This window comes from Alteromonas marina (assembly GCF_000808575.1).
Taxonomy (GTDB): Bacteria; Pseudomonadota; Gammaproteobacteria; order Enterobacterales; family Alteromonadaceae; genus Alteromonas; species Alteromonas marina_A.
Genome location: NZ_JWLW01000018.1, coordinates 37,863 through 59,979, shown reverse-complemented (window position 1 = coordinate 59,979; position 22,117 = coordinate 37,863). Strand labels below are relative to the sequence as shown.

Below are 22,117 nucleotides of genomic sequence, written 5' to 3'. Positions count from 1 at the left end.
GTGTGCAGATGCACACCCACAAAAGCATTATTCGCCTTTAGCAGCTTTAAATGCTTCTGCCATCGCGTTAGCGAAACCAACATCTTCTTGCTGGTTAACTTTATCGATAGCTTCTTTTTCGTCAGCCTGATCTTTCGCTTTAACAGATAGGTTAACAGTGCGGTTCTTACGGTCAACGCCCATAAACTTCGCTTCGATGCTATCACCAACGCTTGCCGCTTCTGTTGCGTCTTCAACACGCTCTACAGCAAGATCTGCAACGCGGATGTAGCCGTCAACTTCTTCAGCTAGGTTTACAGTAACGCCTTTCGCATCTACTGCTGTTACTGTACCAGTAACGATAGCACCTTTCTTGTTATCTGTCAGATACTTGTTGAAAGGATCTTCTTCGATTTGCTTAACGCCAAGAGAGATACGCTCACGCTCTGGGTCGACTTGTAGTACAACTGCAGAGATTTCATCGCCTTTCTTGTAGTCGCGAACCGCGTCTTCACCAGACTTGTTCCAGCTGATGTCAGAAAGGTGAACTAGACCGTCGATGCCGCCGTCAAGACCGATGAAGATACCGAAGTCAGTGATTGACTTGATCTTACCAGATACCTTGTCACCTTTTTCGTGTGACTCAGCAAATGTTTCCCAAGGGTTAGCAATGCATTGCTTAAGACCTAGAGAAATACGACGACGCTCTTCGTCAATTTCAAGAACCATTACATCTACAGTGTCACCTAGGTTAACAACTTTAGATGGGTGGATGTTCTTGTTAGTCCAATCCATTTCAGAAACGTGTACAAGACCTTCAACGCCATCTTCGATTTCAACGAAGCAGCCGTAGTCAGTAAGGTTAGTAACCTGACCGTTGATCTTAGTACCTTCTGGGTAACGAGAAGCAATTTCTTGCCATGGATCGTTGCCCATTTGCTTCATACCAAGAGAAACGCGCTGCTTCTCTTTGTCGAACTTAAGTACTTTAACGTTGATTTCGTCACCAACATTCACGATTTCACTTGGGTGCTTAACGCGCTTCCAAGCCATATCAGTGATGTGTAGAAGACCGTCTACGCCACCAAGGTCAACGAACGCACCGTAATCGGTAAGGTTCTTAACGATACCCTTGATTTCATGACCTTCTTCAAGGTTAGCAAGAAGCGTTTCGCGCTCTGCGCTGCTTTCTGCTTCGATAACTGCACGACGAGAAACAACAACGTTGTTACGCTTAGCGTCAAGCTTGATAACTTTAAACTCAAGCTCTTTGCCTTCAAGGTGCGTAGTGTCACGTACTGGACGTACGTCAACAAGAGAACCTGGAAGGAACGCGCGTACACTGTTAACTTCAACAGTGAAACCGCCTTTAACTTTACCGTTGATAACGCCTTTAATTGTAGCTTTATCTTCGTAAGCTTTTTCCAGCTCAACCCACGCTTCGTGACGCTTCGCTTTTTCGCGAGAAAGGATAGTTTCACCGAAACCATCTTCAACTGCATCTAGTGCTACGTCTACTTGGTCACCGATAGCGATTTCTAGTTCGCCTTCAGCGTTTTTGAATTGGTCAGCTGGGATAGCACTTTCTGATTTCAAGCCTGCATCAACAAGAACGATGTCTTTGTCGATAGAAACAACAGTACCTTTTACAATTGAACCAGGACGTGTTTCTAGTTCTTGTAAGCTTTCTTCAAAAAGTTGTGCAAAATTTTCAGTCATAAGTCTCAAATAACTTTTAAGTTGATATCCACGCTTCTTATCCGGATAACGCGGGGTTATTAAAATTAGTCGCCACTTCCTGTAGCAACACTGCTTTGGATGCGATCAGCTCTCGTCATTAAAGGCGTGAGGAAATAATATCCATCGCTTTTTCAAAGACTTGGTCAATATCCAAGTCCGTTGAATCTATAATTACTGCATCTTGTGCCGGTACCAAAGGAGCCACCGCACGTTGTGTATCGCGCTCGTCTCTTGCCTTGATATCGGTTAAAAGGCGCGCAATATTAACATCCATGCCCTTTGCTTTCAACTGGCTATAACGGCGTTCAGCACGGGCTTCTGCGCTTGCTGTAAGGAAAATCTTTACAGGCGCATCGGGAAATACCACCGTACCCATGTCGCGACCGTCAGCAACAAGACCAGGATCTTGTTGGAAAGCGCGCTGTCTGCGAAGTAGTGCTTCGCGCACACGGGGTAATGCCGCAACTTTCGACGCAACAGCGCCAACTTCTTCGGTGCGAATATCGTCGGTAACGTCTTCGCCTTCTAAGATTATGCGAGTGGTATCGCCATTCGTCTCGAAACTAACATCAAGACCGGTTGCTAGAGGAACAACACATTCTTCATCATCACACGGAAGGTCGTGGTGTAGTGCGGCAACTGCTAATACGCGGTAAATTGCGCCGCTATCTAGAAAGTGCCACCCTAATTTCTTTGCCAGTAAGCTACTTAACGTACCTTTACCTGCACCACTAGGACCGTCAACCGTGACTACGGGTGTGGAATGCATACCTGCTCCATCGTTTAAATTACTAAAAATCGCGCGCAATTATACGCTTTAGTTCAAGATAAGCAATGCCACCTACTAGCGGTGGCATTGTACATTTGGATAAATATGGCGCGGTTACGCGTTATGTGACCAAGACCTTACACGATTACGCAAGGTCGTTGCCACACTTTACTGATTGCTATACAGTGTTTTAAAGCGGGTAAAGTAGTCTGGAAACGTTTTGCGCGTGCAGCCCGGGTCGTTTATTGTTACCGGCGTATCGCTTAGTGCAACAAGCGAGAAACACATGGCAATACGATGGTCGTTATACGTGTCTATCTCAGCATGTTTTAGCGAGTCAGTTGGCCACACTTTAATATAGTCGTGCCCTTCTTCTACTTTCGCCCCCAACTTTTGAAGCTCAGTGGCCATAGCCGCTAGACGGTCTGTTTCCTTGACACGCCAGTTATAAATGTTGGTCATGGTAGTTGGACCTTCAGCAAACAATGCCGTCGTAGCAATGGTCATCGCTGCATCTGGAATATGGTTCATATCCATGTTCACGCCTTTAAGCGGCGCACCCGTTATTTCAACATATTCATCGTGCCAAACCACCGTTGCTCCCATGGCCTCGAGTACATCAGCAAAACGAATGTCACCTTGAATGCTGTTTTGGCCAATTCCGGTTACGCGTACCGTTCCACCTTTAATGGCACCGGCTGCAAGGAAGTAAGACGCTGACGATGCATCGCCTTCTACCATAAATTTACTCGGCGCAATATACTTAGCGTCACCAGAAACCGTGAACGTTTGGTAGTTATCATTTACAACTGTAACGCCGAACTTTGCCATGGTATCTAACGTGATATCGATATAAGGCTTAGAAACCAACTCACCTTTTATACGAATAGTCACATCACCTGAAAATAACGGCGCAGCCATCAAAAGAGCAGTTAAAAACTGGCTAGATACACTGCCGTCTACCGACATTTCGCCACCGTTTAAAGTTTTACCCTTAATTTGAAGCGGCGGGAAACCTTCGTTTTTGAGATAGGTGACGTCAGCATCAGCTTCGCGCAGCGCATCCACTAAATCACCAATTGGACGCTCTTCCATACGCGGTTCACCGGTAAGTACTGTGTCGACGTTACTAGCAGCGAGTGCAGCGCACAAAGGTCGCATTGCAGTACCGGCATTGCCTAGGAAAAGCTCTAGTGGCTCAGCTACGTTGAACGCGCCACCGTTACCTTGAACAACGCATTGAGTTTTGTCTTCGCTCAAGCGGTAGTTGATGCCTAATTTGGTGAGTGCATTAAGCATATGCTCAATATCTTCGCTATCTAGCAAGTTGGTTAATTCAGTTTCACCTTCAGCTAACGCGGCAAGCAGTAGTGCGCGGTTAGACAGACTTTTTGAGCCAGGTACATTGACCTCTCCCGATACTTTTGCAATCGGGTCTAATGTTAACTGCTCCATTTTATCCATTCACTCTTTCAAATTCGCGCATAAATTCAACTAGCGCAACAATGCCCTCTACTGGCATTGCATTATAAATACTGGCACGCATGCCCCCTACTGAACGATGCCCTTTAAGAGCAAGTAACCCTGCTTCTTGTGACTGTTTTAGGAACAATCCGTCGAGTTCAGCATTGGCTAAATGAAACGGCACGTTCATTTTTGAACGGTTGTCAGGGTGAACTTTACTTGAATAGAAATCAGAGCTATCGATAGCTGAATACAATAACGCCGCCTTTTCAGCATTGCGTTTAGCCATAGCGTCAACGCCGCCCATATCTTTAAGCCATTCAAATACAAGCCCCGCTAAGTACCATGAGAACGTTGGCGGTGTGTTGTACATAGAGTCAGACTTTGCCGCTAATGCATAATCGAAGATAGAGGGCGTTTCTTTACGTGCTTTGCCAACCAAGTCTTCGCGAACAATAACAACTGATAAGCCGCTTGGTCCAATATTCTTTTGTGCTCCAGCGTATATGACGCCATGCTTTGCTACATCTAACGGCTGTGACAATATTGTCGAAGACATATCAGAAACCAGTGGCACCTTGCCTGACTCTGGTAGCCAATCGAAAGCAATTCCGTCAACGGTTTCATTTGGACAGAAATGGTAATACGCGGCAGATTGATCTATGTCGCTCAACTGAGGTGGCGCAATATAATGTAGGCCATCTTTTTCAGATACTTGACCCACAACAACGGCACGATTGTATTTATTTGCTTCGTCTACCGCTCCCTTTGACCAAGAGCCACTGACTAAATGCAGACTAGTGTCATCGGCCTTGGATAAGTTAAGAGGGACAGCCGCAAATTGCCCGCGACCACCACCGTGCGTAAACAGCACATGGTAGTTGGAAGGAATGGACAGCAATTCTCGCAAATCTTGCTCGGCTTTTGCCGCTATTTCAATGAAGTCTTTACCACGATGGCTAACTTCCATGACCGAGCAGCCTAAATCGCGCCAATTTGTAAATTCTGATTGTGCTTTTTCCATAACTTCTTTTGGAAGCATGGCGGGGCCAGCACTAAAGTTAAAAACCTCTTTCATCGCGTTTTTCAACACCTGTAGATAATTACCGTTTGACCCGCTTTGTTAAACGTTTTGCGGGTCTATTAGGTAAACAAGCGGCTAAAGCCGCTTGTTTGAAAGAACACTGATAATGCGCAAGTATGGATACCTGCGCCCTATCCCTACTCTTCTGTCGTTGAGCCGTCACCGTCTTCTGCGGTGTTCACTTGCTCTTGAACAGCAGTTTCTGCTTGTTCTGGCGTATCTTCAGAAATGATTGGGTTCCCGTCCTCATCGAGTTCTTGTAACTCTTCCACTTCTTCAATACGCTGTAACCCTACAACGTGTTCACCTTCTACTGTACGTATCAAGCGAACCCCTTGTGTGTTACGGCCTACTACTGACACTTCGCCCACACGGGTACGAACCAGTGTGCCTTGGTCACTAATAAGCATAATTTCGTTGGTTTCGTCTACCTGAACCGCACCAACCACTTTACCGTTACGCTCAGACACCTTAATTGATACAACACCTTGTGTCGCACGGCTCTTCGCAGGGTAATCTTCAAGCGGAGTACGCTTACCGAAACCATTCTCTGTAGCTGTCAGGATTGGACCATCGCCTTTTGGAACAATGAGTGATACCACTTTTTGTCCATCTTGCAGACGAATACCGCGAACACCTGTTGCCGTTCTTCCCATTGGACGAAGTGCCAGAAGCTCTTCACCCGTCTCTGGGTCACGCTTAACTTCACCGGTTTCGCTGTCGCGAAGCTTCTCGTTAAAGCGAACTACTTTACCCGCGTCAGAGAACAACATTATGTCGTCATCACCGTGAGTGATATCAACACCAATCAGCTCATCACCTTCGTTCAGGTTAACAGCGATAATACCGCTTGAACGAGGGCGAGAGTATAGGCTTAGGTCAGTCTTTTTAACTGTACCGTTTGCCGTTGCCATCAGTACAAACTTGCCTTCTTCAAATTCTTTAATAGGAAGAATAGCAGTAATACGTTCGTTTTCTTCAAGCGGTAGAATGTTAACAATTGGGCGTCCGCGCGCATTACGGCTAGCAAACGGCAATTGATACACTTTCAACCAGTACAAGCGACCACGGGTTGAGAAGCAAAGTATGTGATCGTGGGTATTAGCTACCAATAATCTTTCGATGAAATCTTCATCTTTCATCTTGGTTGCTGACTTACCACGGCCACCACGACGCTGTGCTTCGTAGTCTGTAAGCTTTTGATATTTCACATAACCTTCGCGAGAAAGCGTTACTACAACATCTTCTTGCTCTATAAGATCTTCAATATCAATATCGTGACTTGCTGCCGTAATTTCAGTACGACGTTCATCACCAAATTCATCACGTACTTTTTCAAGTTCTTCTTGAATCACTTCCATCAAACGCTCTGGGCTATTTAGGATGTGAAGAAGTTCTGCGATGATCTCTAGAAGTTGCTTATACTCTTCTAGAATTTTCTCGTGCTCAAGACCTGTTAGCTTGTGTAAGCGAAGGTCAAGAATAGCTTGCGCTTGCTGTTCTGTCAGATAGTACTTGCCGTCGCGAATACCAAATTCTGGCATTAGCCAATCAGGGCGTGCAGCGTCATCGCCTGCGCGCTCCAGCATTTGCGCTACATCACCTAAGTCCCAACCTTGTGCTACAAGCGATTTCTTGGCGTCTGCTGGGCTTTGTGACGCTTTAATCAACTCGATAATTGGGTCGATGTTCGCAAGCGCTATCGCCAAACCTTCAAGGATGTGAGCACGGTCGCGAGCTTTACGTAATTCAAATACGGTACGACGAGTAACCACTTCACGACGGTGAAGAATAAACGCTTCAAGCGTTTCTTTAAGGTTAAATACCTTTGGCTGACCGTTATCAAGCGCAACCATGTTAATACCGAATACCGTCTGAAGCTGGGTATTGGCATATAAGTGGTTAAGTAGAACCTCTGCAGACTCGTTTCGCTTCACTTCAATAACAATGCGCATACCGTCTTTATCAGACTCGTCTCGCAGTGCAGAAACGCCTTCGATGCGCTTTTCTTTTACCAGTTCAGCAATCTTTTCAATAAGACGCGCTTTGTTAACCTGGTAAGGGATCTCGTTAACAACAATGGTTTCTTTGCCGTTGCTGTCAGTTTCAATTTCCGCCTTAGCGCGAAGATAAATTTTACCGCGACCTGTGCGATACGCATCTTCAATACCTTTACGACCACTTATCATTGCAGCCGTTGGGAAGTCAGGACCTGGAATGTGGGTCATTAGATCATCAATGGTAATTGATGGATCTTGTATTAACGCTACGCAGCCGTTGATCACTTCGGTGAGGTTATGTGGCGGAATATTCGTCGCCATACCAACCGCGATACCCGACGAGCCGTTAACAAGAAGGTTAGGCACCTTCGTAGGCAATACTTCAGGGATATGTTCTGTACCATCGTAGTTAGGTACGAAATCAACGGTTTCTTTATCTAAATCGGCGAGTAATTCGTGCGCAATTTTTGCCATGCGAACTTCGGTATAACGCATCGCAGCAGCTGAGTCGCCATCTACCGATCCGAAGTTACCTTGACCGTCTACCAACATGTAGCGAAGCGAGAACGGTTGCGCCATACGAACAATAGTGTCGTAAACTGCAGAGTCACCGTGAGGGTGATATTTACCAATTACGTCACCTACCACACGGGCAGATTTTTTGTATGGCTTGTTAAAGTCGTTTTTCAGTTCGTTCATTGCGAACAGCACACGACGGTGCACTGGCTTCAAGCCATCTCTTACGTCAGGCAAGGCTCGCCCGACAATAACGCTCATCGCGTAATCAAGGTAAGAGTTTTTTAACTCTTCCTCAATATTAACGGGGAGGATTTCTTTAGCGTTATCAGACATAAACTGCTTAATCCCTTTATCTTGGTTTGTTCTGCGTTATCCAGCACTTCGCTTCACATCATTGTGAAAACAAGGCGTGGGAGCGCACTGTTATTATTATGTGGGTCATAATCGTGCTTCGAGTGTACCACTTGATGACAGAATTATGTAGCGCTTAATTACGCTTATTAATCAACTAAAAGGCAAGCGATTATTTTTCGTTCACCCCTTCTTATAATTTGCCTATTTCTGTTTAAAAACAGTGAAACATAACCTTAATTTACGATATCTTAAAAAGAGATAGATTAAGGACTGTTTTACTCATGACGAACGTCGATCAACAAGAAATCAATAAGTTCTCTGAACTCGCTTCTCGCTGGTGGGATCCAGAAGGTGAATTTAAGCCATTGCACCTTATTAACCCACTTCGCTTAGACTTCATTAATCAACACAGTGAAGGCCTGTTTGACAAAAAGGTCGTCGATATTGGCTGTGGTGGCGGTATTCTAGCAGAGTCTATGGCACGTGCAGGCGCGACGGTAACAGGTTTAGATATGGCAGAAGCCTCGTTAGAAGTAGCGAAGCTGCACGGTTTAGAATCAGGTGTAAAAGTTGACTACGTATGTTCAACTGCCGAAGCATTCGCAGAAGCAAATGCGGGACAGTTCGACGTGGTGACCTGTATGGAAATGTTGGAGCATGTACCCGACCCGGCTTCTGTTGTGCTGGCCTGTGCTAAGTTGGTTAAGCCTGGTGGCCATGTTTTCTTTTCTACGCTTAACCGAAACCTAAAGTCGTATCTGATGGGGATCGTAGGAGCGGAATATATCCTTAAACTGGTTCCAAAAGGCACCCACGATCACAGTAAATTTATAAAGCCGTCTGAACTTATGTCGATGACAGACCAAGCAGGTCTTTTACCCCGTGATATGACGGGTTTGCACATGGACCCAATTTCGCAGGGCTTTTATCTTTCGTCTAATAATGTAGACGTAAACTACTTACTATATACAGTAGCGCAAAGTTAATTTAACACTATATATTGGGCTGCGGCGATATTTTAAACACCATATATCGTGTTTATATAAAAACTTAATTCTAAGAATAAATTAATTTTTACGATTAAGATTTTCTTTAAAACGCTTGCATTCCAGATATTTTACGCTTGTAGAACGCTAAAAAGTTAGTTGTTACTAACATAAATTTCATGCCAGATTGAGTGCTCGAAATACCACCAGATATTGGGTTGCAATCAAGTCAAAACCTCACTATCTTGTGTTTAATTCAGCACGCGATCCCAACACAGATTTTCGGGATCAAACAGATCTGCAGATCATCTTTGGTGGTGTCATTTATGGCCTGCAACGTTAACCTCGCTGAAAATACAAAGCAGTAAAGAATTAAAAAGGCAGTCTCTACTTTATACGTCCAGTATTGGTTTAGGCCGCTTTAGTGTGTGTAGTTATCTGGCGTGAGCCAAGTTCGATAACAGCGCCCACAATTAAAATTAAAAACGAAAATGGGCTCATGATAGTCCACGCTTCAAGCGCTAACAGAAAAACGGCCAGTAACATGAACAACAACTTATTCGTCACCAAACGCAACGGTGAAAAAGAGTCCATCGACTTAGAGAAAATTCACAAAGTCGTTACATGGGCAGCGAAAGGACTTAAAAACGTTTCTGTTTCACAAGTTGAAATCAAGGCACAGATTCAGTTCTATGATGGTATTAACACCAGTGAGATCCACGAAACCCTGATCAAATCAGCAGCAGATTTAATCTCTACCGATGCGCCAGATTATCAATACCTAGCTGCGCGCTTGGCCATTTTCCACCTTCGCAAAAAAGCCTATGGTCAATTTGAGCCGCCTGCCCTACTTGAGCATGTAAGTAAGATGGTTGATATGGGCAAGTATGATAAGCACCTGCTTGAAGACTACACGCCTGAAGAATTTGCTGAGATGGACACGTACATTGACCATTGGCGAGACATGAATTTCAGCTATGCCGCAGTTAAGCAGCTTGAAGGCAAGTACTTGGTCCAAAACCGTGTTACTGGTGAAATTTACGAAAGTGCACAGTTCCTATATATCTTAGTGGCTGCCTGTCTTTTCGCAAATTATGACAAAGCGACGCGTATGGACTACATTCGCCGCTTCTACGATGCTGCTTCAACATTCAAGCTGTCGTTGCCTACACCTATTATGGCTGGCGTACGTACGCCTACTCGCCAGTTTAGCTCATGTGTACTTATCGAGACCGGCGACAGCTTAGATTCAATCAATGCAACGGCAAGTGCCATTGTTAAATACGTAAGTCAGCGTGCTGGTATCGGTGTTAATGCAGGCCGTATTCGCGCACTAGGTAGCCCTATTCGCGGCGGTGAAGCATTCCATACGGGTTGTATTCCATTCTACAAATACTTCCAAACAGCCGTTAAAAGCTGTTCACAAGGTGGTGTTCGTGGTGGCGCTGCTACGTTGTTCTACCCTATCTGGCATATGGAAGTAGAATCACTATTAGTGCTTAAGAATAACCGCGGTGTTGAAGAAAACCGTGTACGTCACCTAGACTACGGCGTTCAGTTCAACAAACTAATGTACCAGCGCATGATGAAAGACGGCTACATCTCACTATTCAGCCCGTCTGACGTGCCTGGTCTTTACGATGCCTTCTTCGCTGACCAAGAGAAGTTTGAAGAGCTATACGTTAAATACGAAAACGACGACAGCATCCGCAAAAAGCAAATTAAAGCCATGGAGCTATTCAGCTTGTTCATGCAAGAGCGTGCAAGCACAGGTCGTATTTATCTACAAAACGTTGACCACTGTAATACGCACAGCCCGTTTAACCCAGAAGTTGCGCCAGTTCGTCAGAGCAACCTGTGCCTTGAAATTGCGCTACCTACTAAGCCGCTTCAGCACGTTAATGATGAGAATGGTGAAATTGCACTATGTACGCTGTCAGCGTTTAACTTAGGTGCGATTAAATCACTGGACGAGTTTGAAGAGCTGTCTGACCTTGCAGTACGTGCGCTAGATAACCTGCTTGATTACCAAGACTATCCTGTTCCTGCTGCGTATAACGCAACAATGGGACGTCGTACGCTGGGTGTTGGTGTTATCAACTTTGCATACTACCTTGCTAAAAATGGCGTTAAATATTCTGATCACAGCGCGAACGGTCTAGTTCACCGCACGTTCGAAGCAATGCAGTACTATCTACTTAAAGCGTCGAACAATCTTGCTAAAGAAAAAGGTGCGTGTCCTAAGTTTAACGAAACCACCTATTCTCAAGGCATCATGCCAATTGATAGCTACAAGAAAGATCTTGACAGCGTATGTAATGAACCACTTCATTACGACTGGGATGCACTTCGTGAAGAAATCAAAACTCACGGTTTGCGTAACTCTACGCTGTCAGCATTAATGCCGTCAGAGACGTCTTCTCAGATTTCTAACGCGACAAACGGCATTGAGCCACCGCGTGGCTTTATCAGCATTAAGTCGAGCAAAGATGGTGTTCTTAAGCAAGTTGTACCTGAGTACGAAACGCTAAGAGACCAATATGAGCTACTTTGGGATATTCCTTCAAACGATGGTTACCTACAACTTGTTGGTATCATGCAGAAGTTTATCGACCAAACTATCTCAGCGAATACCAACTACGATCCAAGCCGTTACGAAGGTAACAAGGTACCAATGAAGCTTCTTCTTAAGGACCTTCTTACTACGTATAAACTGGGCGTTAAAACACTTTACTATCATAACACTCGCGACGGCGCGTCAGACACCTCTGCTCTCGATGCTAAAGCGAGCGAGCCTATGCCACGTCAAGAGGAAGTGGTTGTAGAGGAAGATGATGATTGTGCAGGTGGTGCGTGTAAGATTTAGAACACGCCCCCTGTTTAAATGGCAAATGCATAAAAGGAGTTAACTGCATTTGCCATTAACGTTTCGCAGCAAGAACACAAACAATAATACGCGTTAATCATTAAGTTTTTAGTTAGGCCATCATGAAATACACTACGTTTAATCAGCAAAGTACTAATCCATTGATCGAGCCGATGTTTTTCGGTAACCCCGTAAACGTTGCACGCTACGACCAGCAAAAGCATGCCATATTCGAAAAGCTTATTGAGAAGCAAATTAGCTTTTTTTGGCGCCCTGAAGAAGTTGACGTTTCTCGCGACCGTGTTGATTTTCAAAAACTAACCGACCCAGAAAAGCACATCTTTATTTCAAACCTTAAGTACCAAACCCTGTTAGATTCGGTGCAAGGCCGTAGTCCGAACATCGCGTTCTTGCCTATTATTTCACTACCAGAGTTAGAAACTTGGGTTGAAACATGGTCTTTCTTTGAGACTATTCACTCACGTTCGTATACTCATATTTTGAGAAACTTGTTCTCAGACCCAAGCGAAATATTCGAAGATATCGTAGTGAATGACGAAATTAAGCGACGTGCTGCTGATATTTCTAAATATTACGATGATCTCATTTTCGCCACTCAGCTTTGGCAGACACAGGGTGAAGGCGTACATACAGTGAATGGTGTTGCACACACTATCAACATGTATGAGCTTAAGAAGAAGCTTTACCTATGCATGAACTCGGTGAACGCACTGGAAGCAATCCGTTTCTACGTGTCTTTTGCCTGCACATTCGCTTTCGCTGAGCGGAAGCTGATGGAAGGTAATTCTAAGATTATTCGTTTGATTGCCCGTGACGAGAATCTGCACTTATCTTCAACACAGCATATCCTTAATTTGTGGGCTAAGGGTAAAGATGACCCTGAAATGGCGCAAATTGCAGAAGAATGTAAAGAAGAAGCGCGTGCTATCTTTATGAACGCCGTTGAGCAAGAAAAGCAGTGGGCTGACTACTTGTTCCAAAACGGTTCAATGATTGGTCTGAACAAGGAAATTCTTTGCCAATACGTCGAGTATATTGCTAACCAGCGTATGTCTGCCATTGGCCTAGACATGCCATTTGAGGTTAGCAGTAATCCACTTCCATGGATGAACAACTATCTGAACTCAGACAATGTGCAGGTGGCACCTCAAGAGTCTGAAATCAGTTCTTATCTGGTAGGACAGATCGATTCTGCTGTAAGCGAAGATGACTTTGCTGATTTTGAGCTGTAAAACTACAGCTTAATGAGTAGTAACGATAAATCACTCCGCATCGACGTTGTCGATGTGGGGGCGATTATTGCCCCCCAAGATAAAACCCTCTTACACGCCCTTGAAGAAGCGGACGTTCATATTCACTACCATTGCCGTGAAGGTTTTTGTGGTGCATGCCGAACAAAACTTATTGAAGGCGAAGTTGAGTACACTACCGATCCCCTAGCCTTCATTGACGACGATGAGATTCTTCCATGTTGTTGCGTGGCTAAACGCCCATTAAAAATAAAAGTTCCTCTTTAACTTCATACTCAAGCCTGAAAAAATCGTATTATCTATGGCTTTGCCGCGAACCTCTTCAGTTTTTAGCACCTGATTTCGGAAAGAAGAAACCTAATCTTGCATTAAAGGATCTTTTCAATCGCGTACAACTCTTCATCAATCACTTGCAGACGCGACGCAACAACGGTTCTCGCATCGCTCACTCCTTTGTTGTAAAACGATGCACCCATCTCTTTACTAATGAAATCAAGCAAGAAGTCACCGTCAAACTGACCCAGTTCAATACCTAATTCATCATCAAAATATTGTTGCAATTTAGCGACCAATACTTCTTTCTCTTCTCGTGTAAATGGAATATCACTCATTGTATTCTCTCTTTCGTTCTTACCTAAGCACATGATTTTAAATTGCATTTTAAATTACATGTCTATTTTATTTTTATTGAGCTATTTACCTAAAAAGTTTTATCTAGCTGGTATGTTTTTCGCAGTAAATCCGTCACTCAGCTATATTTTTTAATGAGTATCAAATGGAAGTAGCTGGACGTTGAGCTTTGTATGCTTCTACCCTAATAGCGCTCTGGCAGAGCTAATGCTAAAGAAGGTCGCTATTCAACAAGACGAGAGGTTAACCATGAAAATTTTACTGCTTCTAGGTATAGCGTGTGCATTCACAATAAACAGTCTACCAGCAGATGCCAACCCCAATTACCCACAAAAGGATAAGACACTTCCTCCGGGCATAGAGAAGAAGTATGAGCGCACGGGCAAACTACCGCCAGGTTGGGAAAAGAAACTAATTGTTGGCAAGCGTTTGGACCACGATATTTACGAACATGGAAAAGTAATAGTCCCAATGGGTGATGACGGTATTATTACCGTTCGCATTGAGAACAAAGTGGTTAGACTAATTCAAGCCACAAGAGAAATTGTCGAAATCCTCGATTGAGCATTTTGTCTAGAGCACTTCGGTAGTGCTCTACAGTTAACTGTTACTTATGGCCTACTATCAGCATTTGAAAATTGACTTAGCTGTCTTCCACAGTAGTATCAAATGTACTTGACGGTTTTGCGAAAAGGAACCGTTTGATTTTCTTCAATTTCAATGTCTCTTACCCCGTTGGATGTTGGAAGTATTTTAGTCAGGCCAGTAAGTTACCTAGTAGGTGATACTACCAAAAGGCCCAAACGCAAAATAAATTTCAGGAATAAAAGATGGCAACTAACGCCCTGTTTAAGCCTTACTCACATGGCAATCTTTCATTAACCAACCGTATCGTTATGGCCCCTATGACCCGCCAGTTCTCACCGAACGGTGTTCCAACACCTGATGTTGCGGCTTATTACAAGCGTCGTGCGCAAGGTGGTACAGGGTTAATTATTACTGAGGGCACCACGGTTAACGATAACGTTGCGACAATGGACGCCAATATTCCTCAATTCCACGGCGAACAAGCCTTAAGCGGATGGAAAACCGTAGTAGATGAGGTTCACAGTGTAGGTGGAAAAATTATGCCTCAGCTGTGGCACGTAGGTATGGCAAGGGTTGCAGAAAAAGCGCCTTTTCCTGACCTACCAAGTGCAGGACCTTCAGGTTTATTCAAACCTGGAAAACAAGGTGCTGAACCGATGACTGTGCAACACATTGAGTCTGTGATAGCGGCCTTTGCGCAAGCTGCAGCTGATGCTAAATCCATCGGTATGGATGGGATAGAAATTCATGGCGCACACGGTTACTTAATCGACCAGTTTTTCTGGGAAGGCACCAACCAAAGAAGTGATAGTTGGGGAGGCAGCATGGAGAACCGCGGGCGTTTTGCTGTCGAAATTATTAAGGCTATACGCGCTGCTACAGGCCCAGATTTCCCTATTATTCTTCGCTATTCACAGTGGAAACAACAAGACTATACCGCACGCTTGGCCCACTCCCCTCAGGAGTTAGAGCAGTTTTTAATACCTCTAAGTGAAGCTGGTGTTGATGTTTTCCATTGTTCTCAGCGCCGTTACTGGGAAAACGAGTTTGAGGGTAGCAATTTGAATCTTGCTGGCTGGACGAAAAAGCTTACAGGTAAGCCCACCATTACAGTAGGGTCGGTAGGTTTAAATGACGACTTCTTCGGTGCGTTTAAAGGACAAGATTCAAGTACTCGTTCGGTGGACGACTTACTAGAGAGGCTGGATGCGGGCGAGTTTGATCTGGTCGCAGTGGGACGGGCACTTTTACAAGATCCTAATTGGGCGAACAAGATAAAAGAAAACCGGACGGATGAACTAGAGCAATACTCAGGCAAAGCGTTGGCAACCCTTTCTTAGGGCGGATTTCTGCAAGCACTAGCACTGTTCTAGCTGTGCTAGTGCTTTTGCCAGAAAGCCTCAAAGTCAGTTTTGCTCAGAGGCTCGGCAATCAAATAGCCTTGCGCGTAATCACAGCCCATACTCCTTAAAATATCGTATTGCTCTTGCGTCTCTACACCTTCAGCCACAACTTTTATACCGAGTTTTTTTGCCATTACAATAATGGCTTCACACTGCACCTTATCATTGCTAACGTCAGTCATCGACTTCACAAAGCTCCTGTCAATCTTGATAAAGTCTGTAGGAAAGCGCTTTAAATATGAAATAGAGCTGTAACCTGTACCAAAATCATCCAACGCGATATCAACGCCTGCTTGCCTAAACTGGAAAAGCTTCTTGGACACCATCTCGTTGGCTTCCATTAATAAGTTTTCCGTGACTTCAAGAAGTATAGAACGCGCAGAGATCTTCTGGTCTAAAAGCAGGTTTAACCATTGAGTTATATTAGATTCTAAATTGAAGTAGTGGCTAGGTGACGTATTAATACTCACCTGCAGCTCTTGACGGTTTTCGGCTTTCCATTGTTTGATATTGGCACAGACTTCATTAAATACCCAATTACTGATATCAATGATGAGTCCAGATTCTTCAGCAAGTGGAATAAATTCATCAGGTGTAATTCTCCCCTTCGTGGGATGCTGCCATCGAAGTAACGCTTCAGCTTTCATCACTTTCTGGCTACTGAAACATGCAATTGGCTGGTACTCAATAAACAATTCTTTGTTCTTAACTGCATAGCGCAAATCATTCAACAAGGTCATTCTTTTGATTGCTGCAGTTTGCATGTCGTGGGTATAATACTGGTAACTATTTTTACCTTGGTCTTTCGCACCGTACATCGCTTGATCGGCATTCTTTAAGAGGCTTTTTACGTCTTTCGCATCGTCAGGGTACAGCGTAACCCCTAAACTTGCGCTAGTATGCACACGTTCTAACTCTAATATGTAAGGCTTACCTATTGTTCTAAGCAATTTCTGAATGACCTGCTCGATAGAACTCAAGCCTTTGATGCTGTTCAGAATAATAACGAATTCATCACCACCTAACCGGGATACGGTGTCATCTGAACGCAAACATTGTTTTATTCGCTTAGCGCACTCAATAAGAAGCTTGTCGCCCATATCGTGACCAAGCGTATCATTGATATCTTTAAAATTATCTAAATCTAAAAATATCACTGCTACCTTTTCATTGTCTCTATCAGCGGTTTTTAATGCCAGCTGCAAGTGGTCCAACATAAGATTTCTATTGGGAAGCCCAGTGAGCGAATCAAAATTCGCCTGTCTCCAGATAAGTTGGTTCGCGAGCTCTCTTTCAATGGCAATGCTGGCAATGTGCGCGAACTGTTCAATTAGCAGCATTTCATCGGCCGTCGGTATAGCCTTTTCTTTGTGATAGATGGCGAAGGTACCAATGACCTCACCGTTTGACCCCTGAATCGGTTGCGACCAACACGAACGTACACCCGCGCTCAAGGCTAAATCTTTCCACTCAACCCAATAAGGATGTTTACTGATATCTTCGACAATAGTCGGTAAATTCGTTGCAGCTGTATTACCGCAGGATCCCCTGCCCACACCATACTCAACGCCATCAATTGCATCATTGTAGAAATCAGGCAACGAGGGAGCGGCCCCCTTCTTTAGTTTACCGTCGTCTAACAACAAAATGCTGCATATTTGGTCTGTATATTCAGCTTCAATAGCATTTACAATGTCATGAAGCACGGTATGTAGTGATTCTGCGTTCACCACTTTTTCTAAAATTGCGCTCCTCACACGTGTAATTTTTTGTGTCTGGGCTAGTCGATATTGATATTCTTCCAATTGAAGAGAAAGGTCATTGTATTCTTGCCTCTTAAGTTCAGATTCAGCAAGTTGCGCGAGGTTTTCTAACTGTTGTATTTGGGCGTCATTAAGCGTTTTTGCAACATCGTCAAATACACACAGTGTACCGACTGGGAATCCTTCAACCATCAGTCTAACACCGGCATAAAAGCGAATGTGAGGATGACCAACTACATAGGGATTGTTGTTAAACCGAGGATCGTTAAGCGTATCGGGCACAATTAAAGTTTTGTCTTGCGTAATAGTGTGAGCGCAAAAAGCCACGTCCCGCGTTGTTTCGGCCATATCAAGATTAACGGCAGACTTAAACCATTGCCTGTTTTCGTCAATAAGCGTTATCGATGCGAAATTACAATTAAAAACGCTGCTAGCGAGTCGCGTTATACGGTCAAAACGCTCTTCCGGCGGAGTGTCTAGCACACCCAGTCGCTTGAGTGCAGCAACGCGTTCATGTTCATTAGAAATTATCGGTGGTGCGCGCACAATTCGCTCCTAAATCACACCCGGTCGAATTACGCTCGGACTTCCGCGCGATTTCAATAGCGTTATCAGGCCAGTTGGACATTATTTCTGCAGCTCCCTTTGGCTTTATATAATGCGTCATCGGCTTCCGATAGTGCTGACTCAACAGTGTCGTGATGCTCTTTTACATAAGATACACCTGCACTGACGGTGATATCAATAAACTTTCCATTAACATCTAATGGTTTCGTGCTCTTAATTTGGAGGCTGGCTTACACTCGACATCTGGTCAATAAGCAATGACAACCATGCTATGCCTTCTTTATCACTAAGTAAATTCCCCCTAACGTCATTACCGAAGCAAGCATTATTTGCGCTGTAAACTGTTCGCCTAGCGCCAACCATCCCATCAATGAAGCGAGTACAGGAACGCTTAGTTGCACAGTTGCGCCGGTGGTCGACTTGATAAGAGGAAGCGCACGATACCAAATTGCGTATCCACAGCCCGAAGCAAATATTCCTGATGCAAGCGCGTAATACATTCCTACTTTATCTAATACAAATTGGTCTGCTCCCACTGACAAAACAACACCTATTAGGGGAACACACAAAAAAGACGCGTAAATGAAATTTCCAGTGGTAGACATAAGGGCTGAGCTACTTTTTTTACCTAACAGCGAATAGACTCCCCATGCCATACCAGCTAAAACCATGAGTGAACCGGCAAGTAACGAAGGCGCTGATGCACTGGGCAATAATAAAATTACCAGACCTATAAACGCCAGAACAAAACCCAGCCACTGTCGACTGTTAAATCGTTCCCCGTTTATTAAGCCTACCGTAATCATGGTAAGTTGGACTGCACCAAATAGTAATAACGCTCCAGTCCCTGTCGACATAGAAATATAGGCAAATGAGAAGCAGATAGCGTAAACAAACAAAGTGATTCCACCAAGCACACTTGCGTTGGCTTTGAGCCCTTTAAACACGCTTTGAGAAGACGCGCTTTTCACGCCACGACGCAGAGAGTAAGAAGATAACAGTAATAGCGCTAACGCCCCGCTGGTTAAGCGTAAAAGTGTGAAACTAGCTGGATCTATGTCGGTATTGGCAAGTGCCATTCGACAAAGTAGAGAATTTGCAGCGAAAGCGCCCATCGCTACAGCGACCAAAAGAAACGTTTTCAACAACCTGAAACTCCCTATTTAATTATGAAATATCCAGCAACAGCACTAACTTATCCTGTTTTAGTCCGTAAGGAAAACTAACATACGGATAATGTAATGATTTAACAGGTGAAAAGTGAAGAAAGAATGTATAAACAAAAAAGAGGACCATCATGGTCCTCTTTTAACAAGTATCTAAGAGATGAGATTATTAAAGCGATAAGCCTAAGCGCTCAGCCACTTCAATATATGTCTCGACAACAGAGCCCAAACCTTGTCTAAAGCGGTCTTTGTCCATCTTTTTACGGGTTTCTTTATCCCACAAACGACAGCCATCTGGTGTAAACTCATCACCTAGTACGATATTGCCATCTTTGTCGACACCAAACTCTAGTTTATAGTCTACAAGCAACATACCCGCGTCATCAAAAAGTGCTTTCAAAACACTGTTAACCTTGAAGGTCAATGCTTTCATTTCAGCAATTTGCGCTTCGGTTGCCCAACCAAATGATAAAATATGGTAGTCATTTACCATTGGGTCGTGAAGTGCATCATTCTTTAAGAAAAACTCGAAAATAGGTGGGTTAAGCTCTTTGCCCTCTTCCACACCTAGTCTGCGAACTAAAGAGCCAGCAGACAAGTTTCTCACCACACACTCAACAGGGATCATGTCGAGCTTCTTAACCAAAGACTCAGTGTCAGAAACCAGCTCCTCAACTTGCGTTGCAATGCCTGCTTCTTCAAGCTTTGTCATAATAAAGTGATTAAACTTGTTGTTTACTTCACCTTTGCGTTCTAGCTGTTCAATCTTCTCACCATCAAACGCCGAAGTGTCGTTTCTAAAGTGAAGAATAAGTTTATCGCTATCATCAGTGTAATAAACAGTTTTTGCTTTACCGCGGTAAAGCTCGTCGCGTTTTTCCATTCTCAGTCTCAGTTATATATCAAGGTTATCTTCTGACATGACCTCAGCAAATGCACTGTAAAGGTCGGAAACCTGATTTGCTTCAAACGGTACACTTTCATTATTCATGAAGGTAACTGACGTGCGATCTGCACCCGCTCTTGCAACTTTCAAACGATAGTCACCTTTCTTTAGTAACTCTTTATCGCTTGAGAATAAACCATCCCACCAACTACCTTGATCACCATTGTAAGTGACAAATAATAGGCCGTTTGATTTATCTAAATCTTTAACGTCAAAACCAAGCTTACGCAGTACTAACAGCATTCTTGGCCACGCTACATCATACTTAGCTTCTACGATATACGCCGCATCACCATCGGCATTAAAGCCCATCTCGGTATTGATACCCTGACGGATACGAGCAATTCTTCGCGTTTCTGCTAGTTGAATCTGATATTCATAATGACCAATAACCTGGTTTAAGACTTCTACCTCTTCACGGCGTTCTTCCATCGAAGATACCTCTGCAATCACATCATTGCCCAAGGTTTGCATGTAGTCTTTAAGTTCCACGGTCAACGCAGCGCTTCGGCCATGAGGCTTAACGTCTAAGCTGAATTCAAAACGTCGACCGATTTCGCTTTCTTCATCTATAAAGCTATACCAAGGACCTTCGATTTCTTTAGTCATAACCATCCAGTCAGTGACCAGCACTTTTTCTTCCGGACTAAAGCTATCAACACCAATCCCTTGCTCATCAAGGAAGCTCAAAAGCGAATTCCAAATTGCTCGACTTAATGGCTGGCTGTCATCAACTTGGTCAAACCAAATGGTTGCTGAGCTTTTTCCCTCTTCAATGTGAGAGCCAGTTACTAATGGTAAAACAAGCGCAGGCGAACGAATCATCAAAGATTTGCCCACTAGCTTCGGGTCGGCCTCTTGGCCTAGCTCAGGTAATGTAAAATCACGAGAAAAAGCAGGTGCATCTAAGTCAGAGGGTACTTTAAGCGTTTCTTGTTCTTTAGTTTTTAAGTATTCGTAGCTGCCAGACGCGGTTTTTCTATCTATTTGGCTTGAACAACCTGCAAGTGCAACCATCGCTACTGAACTTGCTATAGCCAGCGTTCTTTTCATCTGTGTTCCTTATTAACCAGAAATCAATGCGTATTTTTTTAGTAGTTCTTCGATACGTTTTTGGCTTGATAGTTCCGGTAAAACCATAGGTAATCGCATCACTGCGCTTTCCATCATGCCCATTTTGTACAATGCCCACTTGGGCATTACTGGATTTGGCTCAATAAATAGCTCGCTATGAAGCAACTTGATGGTTTCATCAATCTCGCGACATTTATCAAAATTCTTATCTAGTGCAGCTTCACACATCTGCGCGATCGCTTTTGGCACTATGTTGGCGGTAACAGAGATAACGCCGTGGCCGCCTTCACACATAAACTCGCAGCTTGAGCCGTCGTCGCCACTTAGTAGTACAAAGTCATCTGGAACCAATGGCTGAGTAGCCTTAAGGCGTGCGATATTACCGGTTGCGTCTTTAAGACCAACGATATTTTTGTGGGTTGCTAGTTTTGCTACCGTCTCAGGAAGCATGTCGGCAACAGTACGGCCAGGTACATTGTAAAGAATAACCGGTAAGTCGCTGGCGTCTGCAATTGCATTGAAGTGTGCGACCATGCCAGCTTGTTGAGGCTTGTTGTAATAAGGTACAACACTTAAGAAACCGTCAATACCTGTAGAGCCTAACTGCTCCGTAAGAAAAATAGCCTCTGCCGTAGAGTTTGCGCCACTACCCGCAATTACCGGAATTGCTCCCGATGCCATTGCAACGGTTTCTTTAACCACATCAATGTGCTCATCGAAAGGTAGCGTTGCTGACTCACCAGTAGTCCCGACCGACACTATTCCGTGGGTGCCCTGCTCTACATGAAACTTCACAAGTTTCTCTAAAGACTTGTAATCAATATCGCCGTTTTCGAACATCGGCGTGACGAGTGCAACGTAACTACCAGTAAACATAATCTCTCCGAAAAATGTGAGCGCACATGGTAAATATGTCGGTGCTTAAACACAAGTAATAGCGCAAGTAAA

The 22,117-nt window shown here is 44.1% G+C and carries 18 protein-coding genes; 6 read left to right on the top strand and 12 right to left on the bottom strand.

The genetic code is table 11. The annotated features are described in order from the left end of the window. Positions 1–27: 27 nt before the first annotated feature. The 5 genes from rpsA to gyrA form a co-directional block, all read right to left on the bottom strand. Positions 28–1,698 (bottom strand): 30S ribosomal protein S1, encoded by a 1,671-nt coding sequence (gene rpsA, locus RJ41_RS11655; RefSeq protein ID WP_039220847.1) that lies wholly within the window; start codon positions 1,696–1,698, stop codon positions 28–30. Positions 1,699–1,816: 118 nt separating this feature from the next. Next, the gene (gene cmk / locus RJ41_RS11650; RefSeq protein WP_014976668.1) at positions 1,817–2,488 is read right to left on the bottom strand and encodes a (d)CMP kinase; all 672 of its coding nucleotides are present in this window, start codon (positions 2,486–2,488) and stop codon (positions 1,817–1,819) included. A 168-nt stretch (positions 2,489–2,656) separates the two neighbouring features. Beyond that, on the bottom strand, positions 2,657–3,943 hold the full coding sequence (gene aroA, locus RJ41_RS11645) for a 3-phosphoshikimate 1-carboxyvinyltransferase (RefSeq protein ID WP_039220902.1): 1,287 nt from the start codon (positions 3,941–3,943) through the stop codon (positions 2,657–2,659). Position 3,944: 1 nt separating this feature from the next. Beyond that, positions 3,945–5,030 carry a 3-phosphoserine/phosphohydroxythreonine transaminase gene (gene serC, locus RJ41_RS11640; protein ID WP_039220845.1) on the bottom strand — a complete coding sequence of 362 codons (1,086 nt, stop codon included), beginning with the start codon at positions 5,028–5,030 and terminating at the stop codon, positions 3,945–3,947. A 143-nt stretch (positions 5,031–5,173) separates the two neighbouring features. Then, positions 5,174–7,888, bottom strand: coding sequence for a DNA topoisomerase (ATP-hydrolyzing) subunit A (gyrA, locus tag RJ41_RS11635; RefSeq protein WP_039220843.1), 2,715 nt, complete (start codon positions 7,886–7,888; stop codon positions 5,174–5,176). Positions 7,889–8,190: 302 nt separating this feature from the next. Between gyrA and ubiG the strand changes: the two genes are divergently transcribed. The 4 genes from ubiG (at position 8,191) to yfaE (ending at position 13,299) form a co-directional block, all read left to right on the top strand. Then, a complete protein-coding gene (gene ubiG, locus RJ41_RS11630; RefSeq protein ID WP_039220840.1) occupies positions 8,191–8,895 on the top strand; it encodes a bifunctional 2-polyprenyl-6-hydroxyphenol methylase/3-demethylubiquinol 3-O-methyltransferase UbiG in 705 nt (234 codons plus the stop codon). Positions 8,896–9,439: 544 nt separating this feature from the next. Further along, a complete protein-coding gene (gene nrdA, locus RJ41_RS11625) occupies positions 9,440–11,761 on the top strand; it encodes a class 1a ribonucleoside-diphosphate reductase subunit alpha (protein WP_039220837.1) in 2,322 nt (773 codons plus the stop codon). Between the two features lie 122 nt (positions 11,762–11,883). Then, positions 11,884–13,014, top strand: a complete 1,131-nt coding sequence (gene nrdB, locus RJ41_RS11620; RefSeq protein ID WP_039220832.1) for a class Ia ribonucleoside-diphosphate reductase subunit beta — start codon at positions 11,884–11,886, stop codon at positions 13,012–13,014. A gap of 12 nt (positions 13,015–13,026) precedes the next feature. Beyond that, positions 13,027–13,299 (top strand): class I ribonucleotide reductase maintenance protein YfaE, encoded by a 273-nt coding sequence (gene yfaE / locus RJ41_RS11615; protein WP_039220829.1) that lies wholly within the window; start codon positions 13,027–13,029, stop codon positions 13,297–13,299. 101 nt (positions 13,300–13,400) lie between these two features. Here yfaE and RJ41_RS11610 read toward each other — a convergent pair whose 3' ends face one another. Further along, a complete protein-coding gene (locus RJ41_RS11610) occupies positions 13,401–13,643 on the bottom strand; it encodes a DUF2164 domain-containing protein (RefSeq protein WP_039220826.1) in 243 nt (80 codons plus the stop codon). Positions 13,644–13,869: 226 nt separating this feature from the next. Between RJ41_RS11610 and RJ41_RS11605 the strand changes: the two genes are divergently transcribed. After that, a complete protein-coding gene (locus tag RJ41_RS11605) occupies positions 13,870–14,226 on the top strand; it encodes a hypothetical protein (protein WP_240485788.1) in 357 nt (118 codons plus the stop codon). A 266-nt stretch (positions 14,227–14,492) separates the two neighbouring features. Beyond that, positions 14,493–15,590, top strand: a complete 1,098-nt coding sequence (locus RJ41_RS11600) for an NADH:flavin oxidoreductase (protein ID WP_039220823.1) — start codon at positions 14,493–14,495, stop codon at positions 15,588–15,590. Between the two features lie 38 nt (positions 15,591–15,628). Here the strand turns inward: RJ41_RS11600 and RJ41_RS11595 are convergent, their stop codons facing one another. The 6 genes from RJ41_RS11595 to dapA all read right to left on the bottom strand — a co-directional run bounded on the left by RJ41_RS11595 (position 15,629) and on the right by dapA (position 22,045). Beyond that, positions 15,629–17,962, bottom strand: a complete 2,334-nt coding sequence (locus tag RJ41_RS11595) for a sensor domain-containing phosphodiesterase (RefSeq protein ID WP_039220822.1) — start codon at positions 17,960–17,962, stop codon at positions 15,629–15,631. Between the two features lie 65 nt (positions 17,963–18,027). Next, the gene (locus RJ41_RS18930) at positions 18,028–18,201 is read right to left on the bottom strand and encodes a GGDEF domain-containing protein (protein ID WP_276203240.1); all 174 of its coding nucleotides are present in this window, start codon (positions 18,199–18,201) and stop codon (positions 18,028–18,030) included. A gap of 51 nt (positions 18,202–18,252) precedes the next feature. Continuing rightward, complete coding sequence (locus RJ41_RS11590) at positions 18,253–19,131, bottom strand: DMT family transporter (RefSeq protein ID WP_039220819.1); 879 nt, start codon at positions 19,129–19,131, stop codon at positions 18,253–18,255. A 187-nt stretch (positions 19,132–19,318) separates the two neighbouring features. Next, positions 19,319–20,032, bottom strand: a complete 714-nt coding sequence (purC, locus tag RJ41_RS11585) for a phosphoribosylaminoimidazolesuccinocarboxamide synthase (RefSeq protein WP_039220816.1) — start codon at positions 20,030–20,032, stop codon at positions 19,319–19,321. Between the two features lie 12 nt (positions 20,033–20,044). Next, positions 20,045–21,148, bottom strand: a complete 1,104-nt coding sequence (bamC, locus tag RJ41_RS11580; protein WP_039220813.1) for an outer membrane protein assembly factor BamC — start codon at positions 21,146–21,148, stop codon at positions 20,045–20,047. A gap of 12 nt (positions 21,149–21,160) precedes the next feature. Further along, positions 21,161–22,045 carry a 4-hydroxy-tetrahydrodipicolinate synthase gene (gene dapA, locus RJ41_RS11575; protein WP_014998514.1) on the bottom strand — a complete coding sequence of 295 codons (885 nt, stop codon included), beginning with the start codon at positions 22,043–22,045 and terminating at the stop codon, positions 21,161–21,163. Between the last annotated feature and the right edge of the window lie 72 nt (positions 22,046–22,117).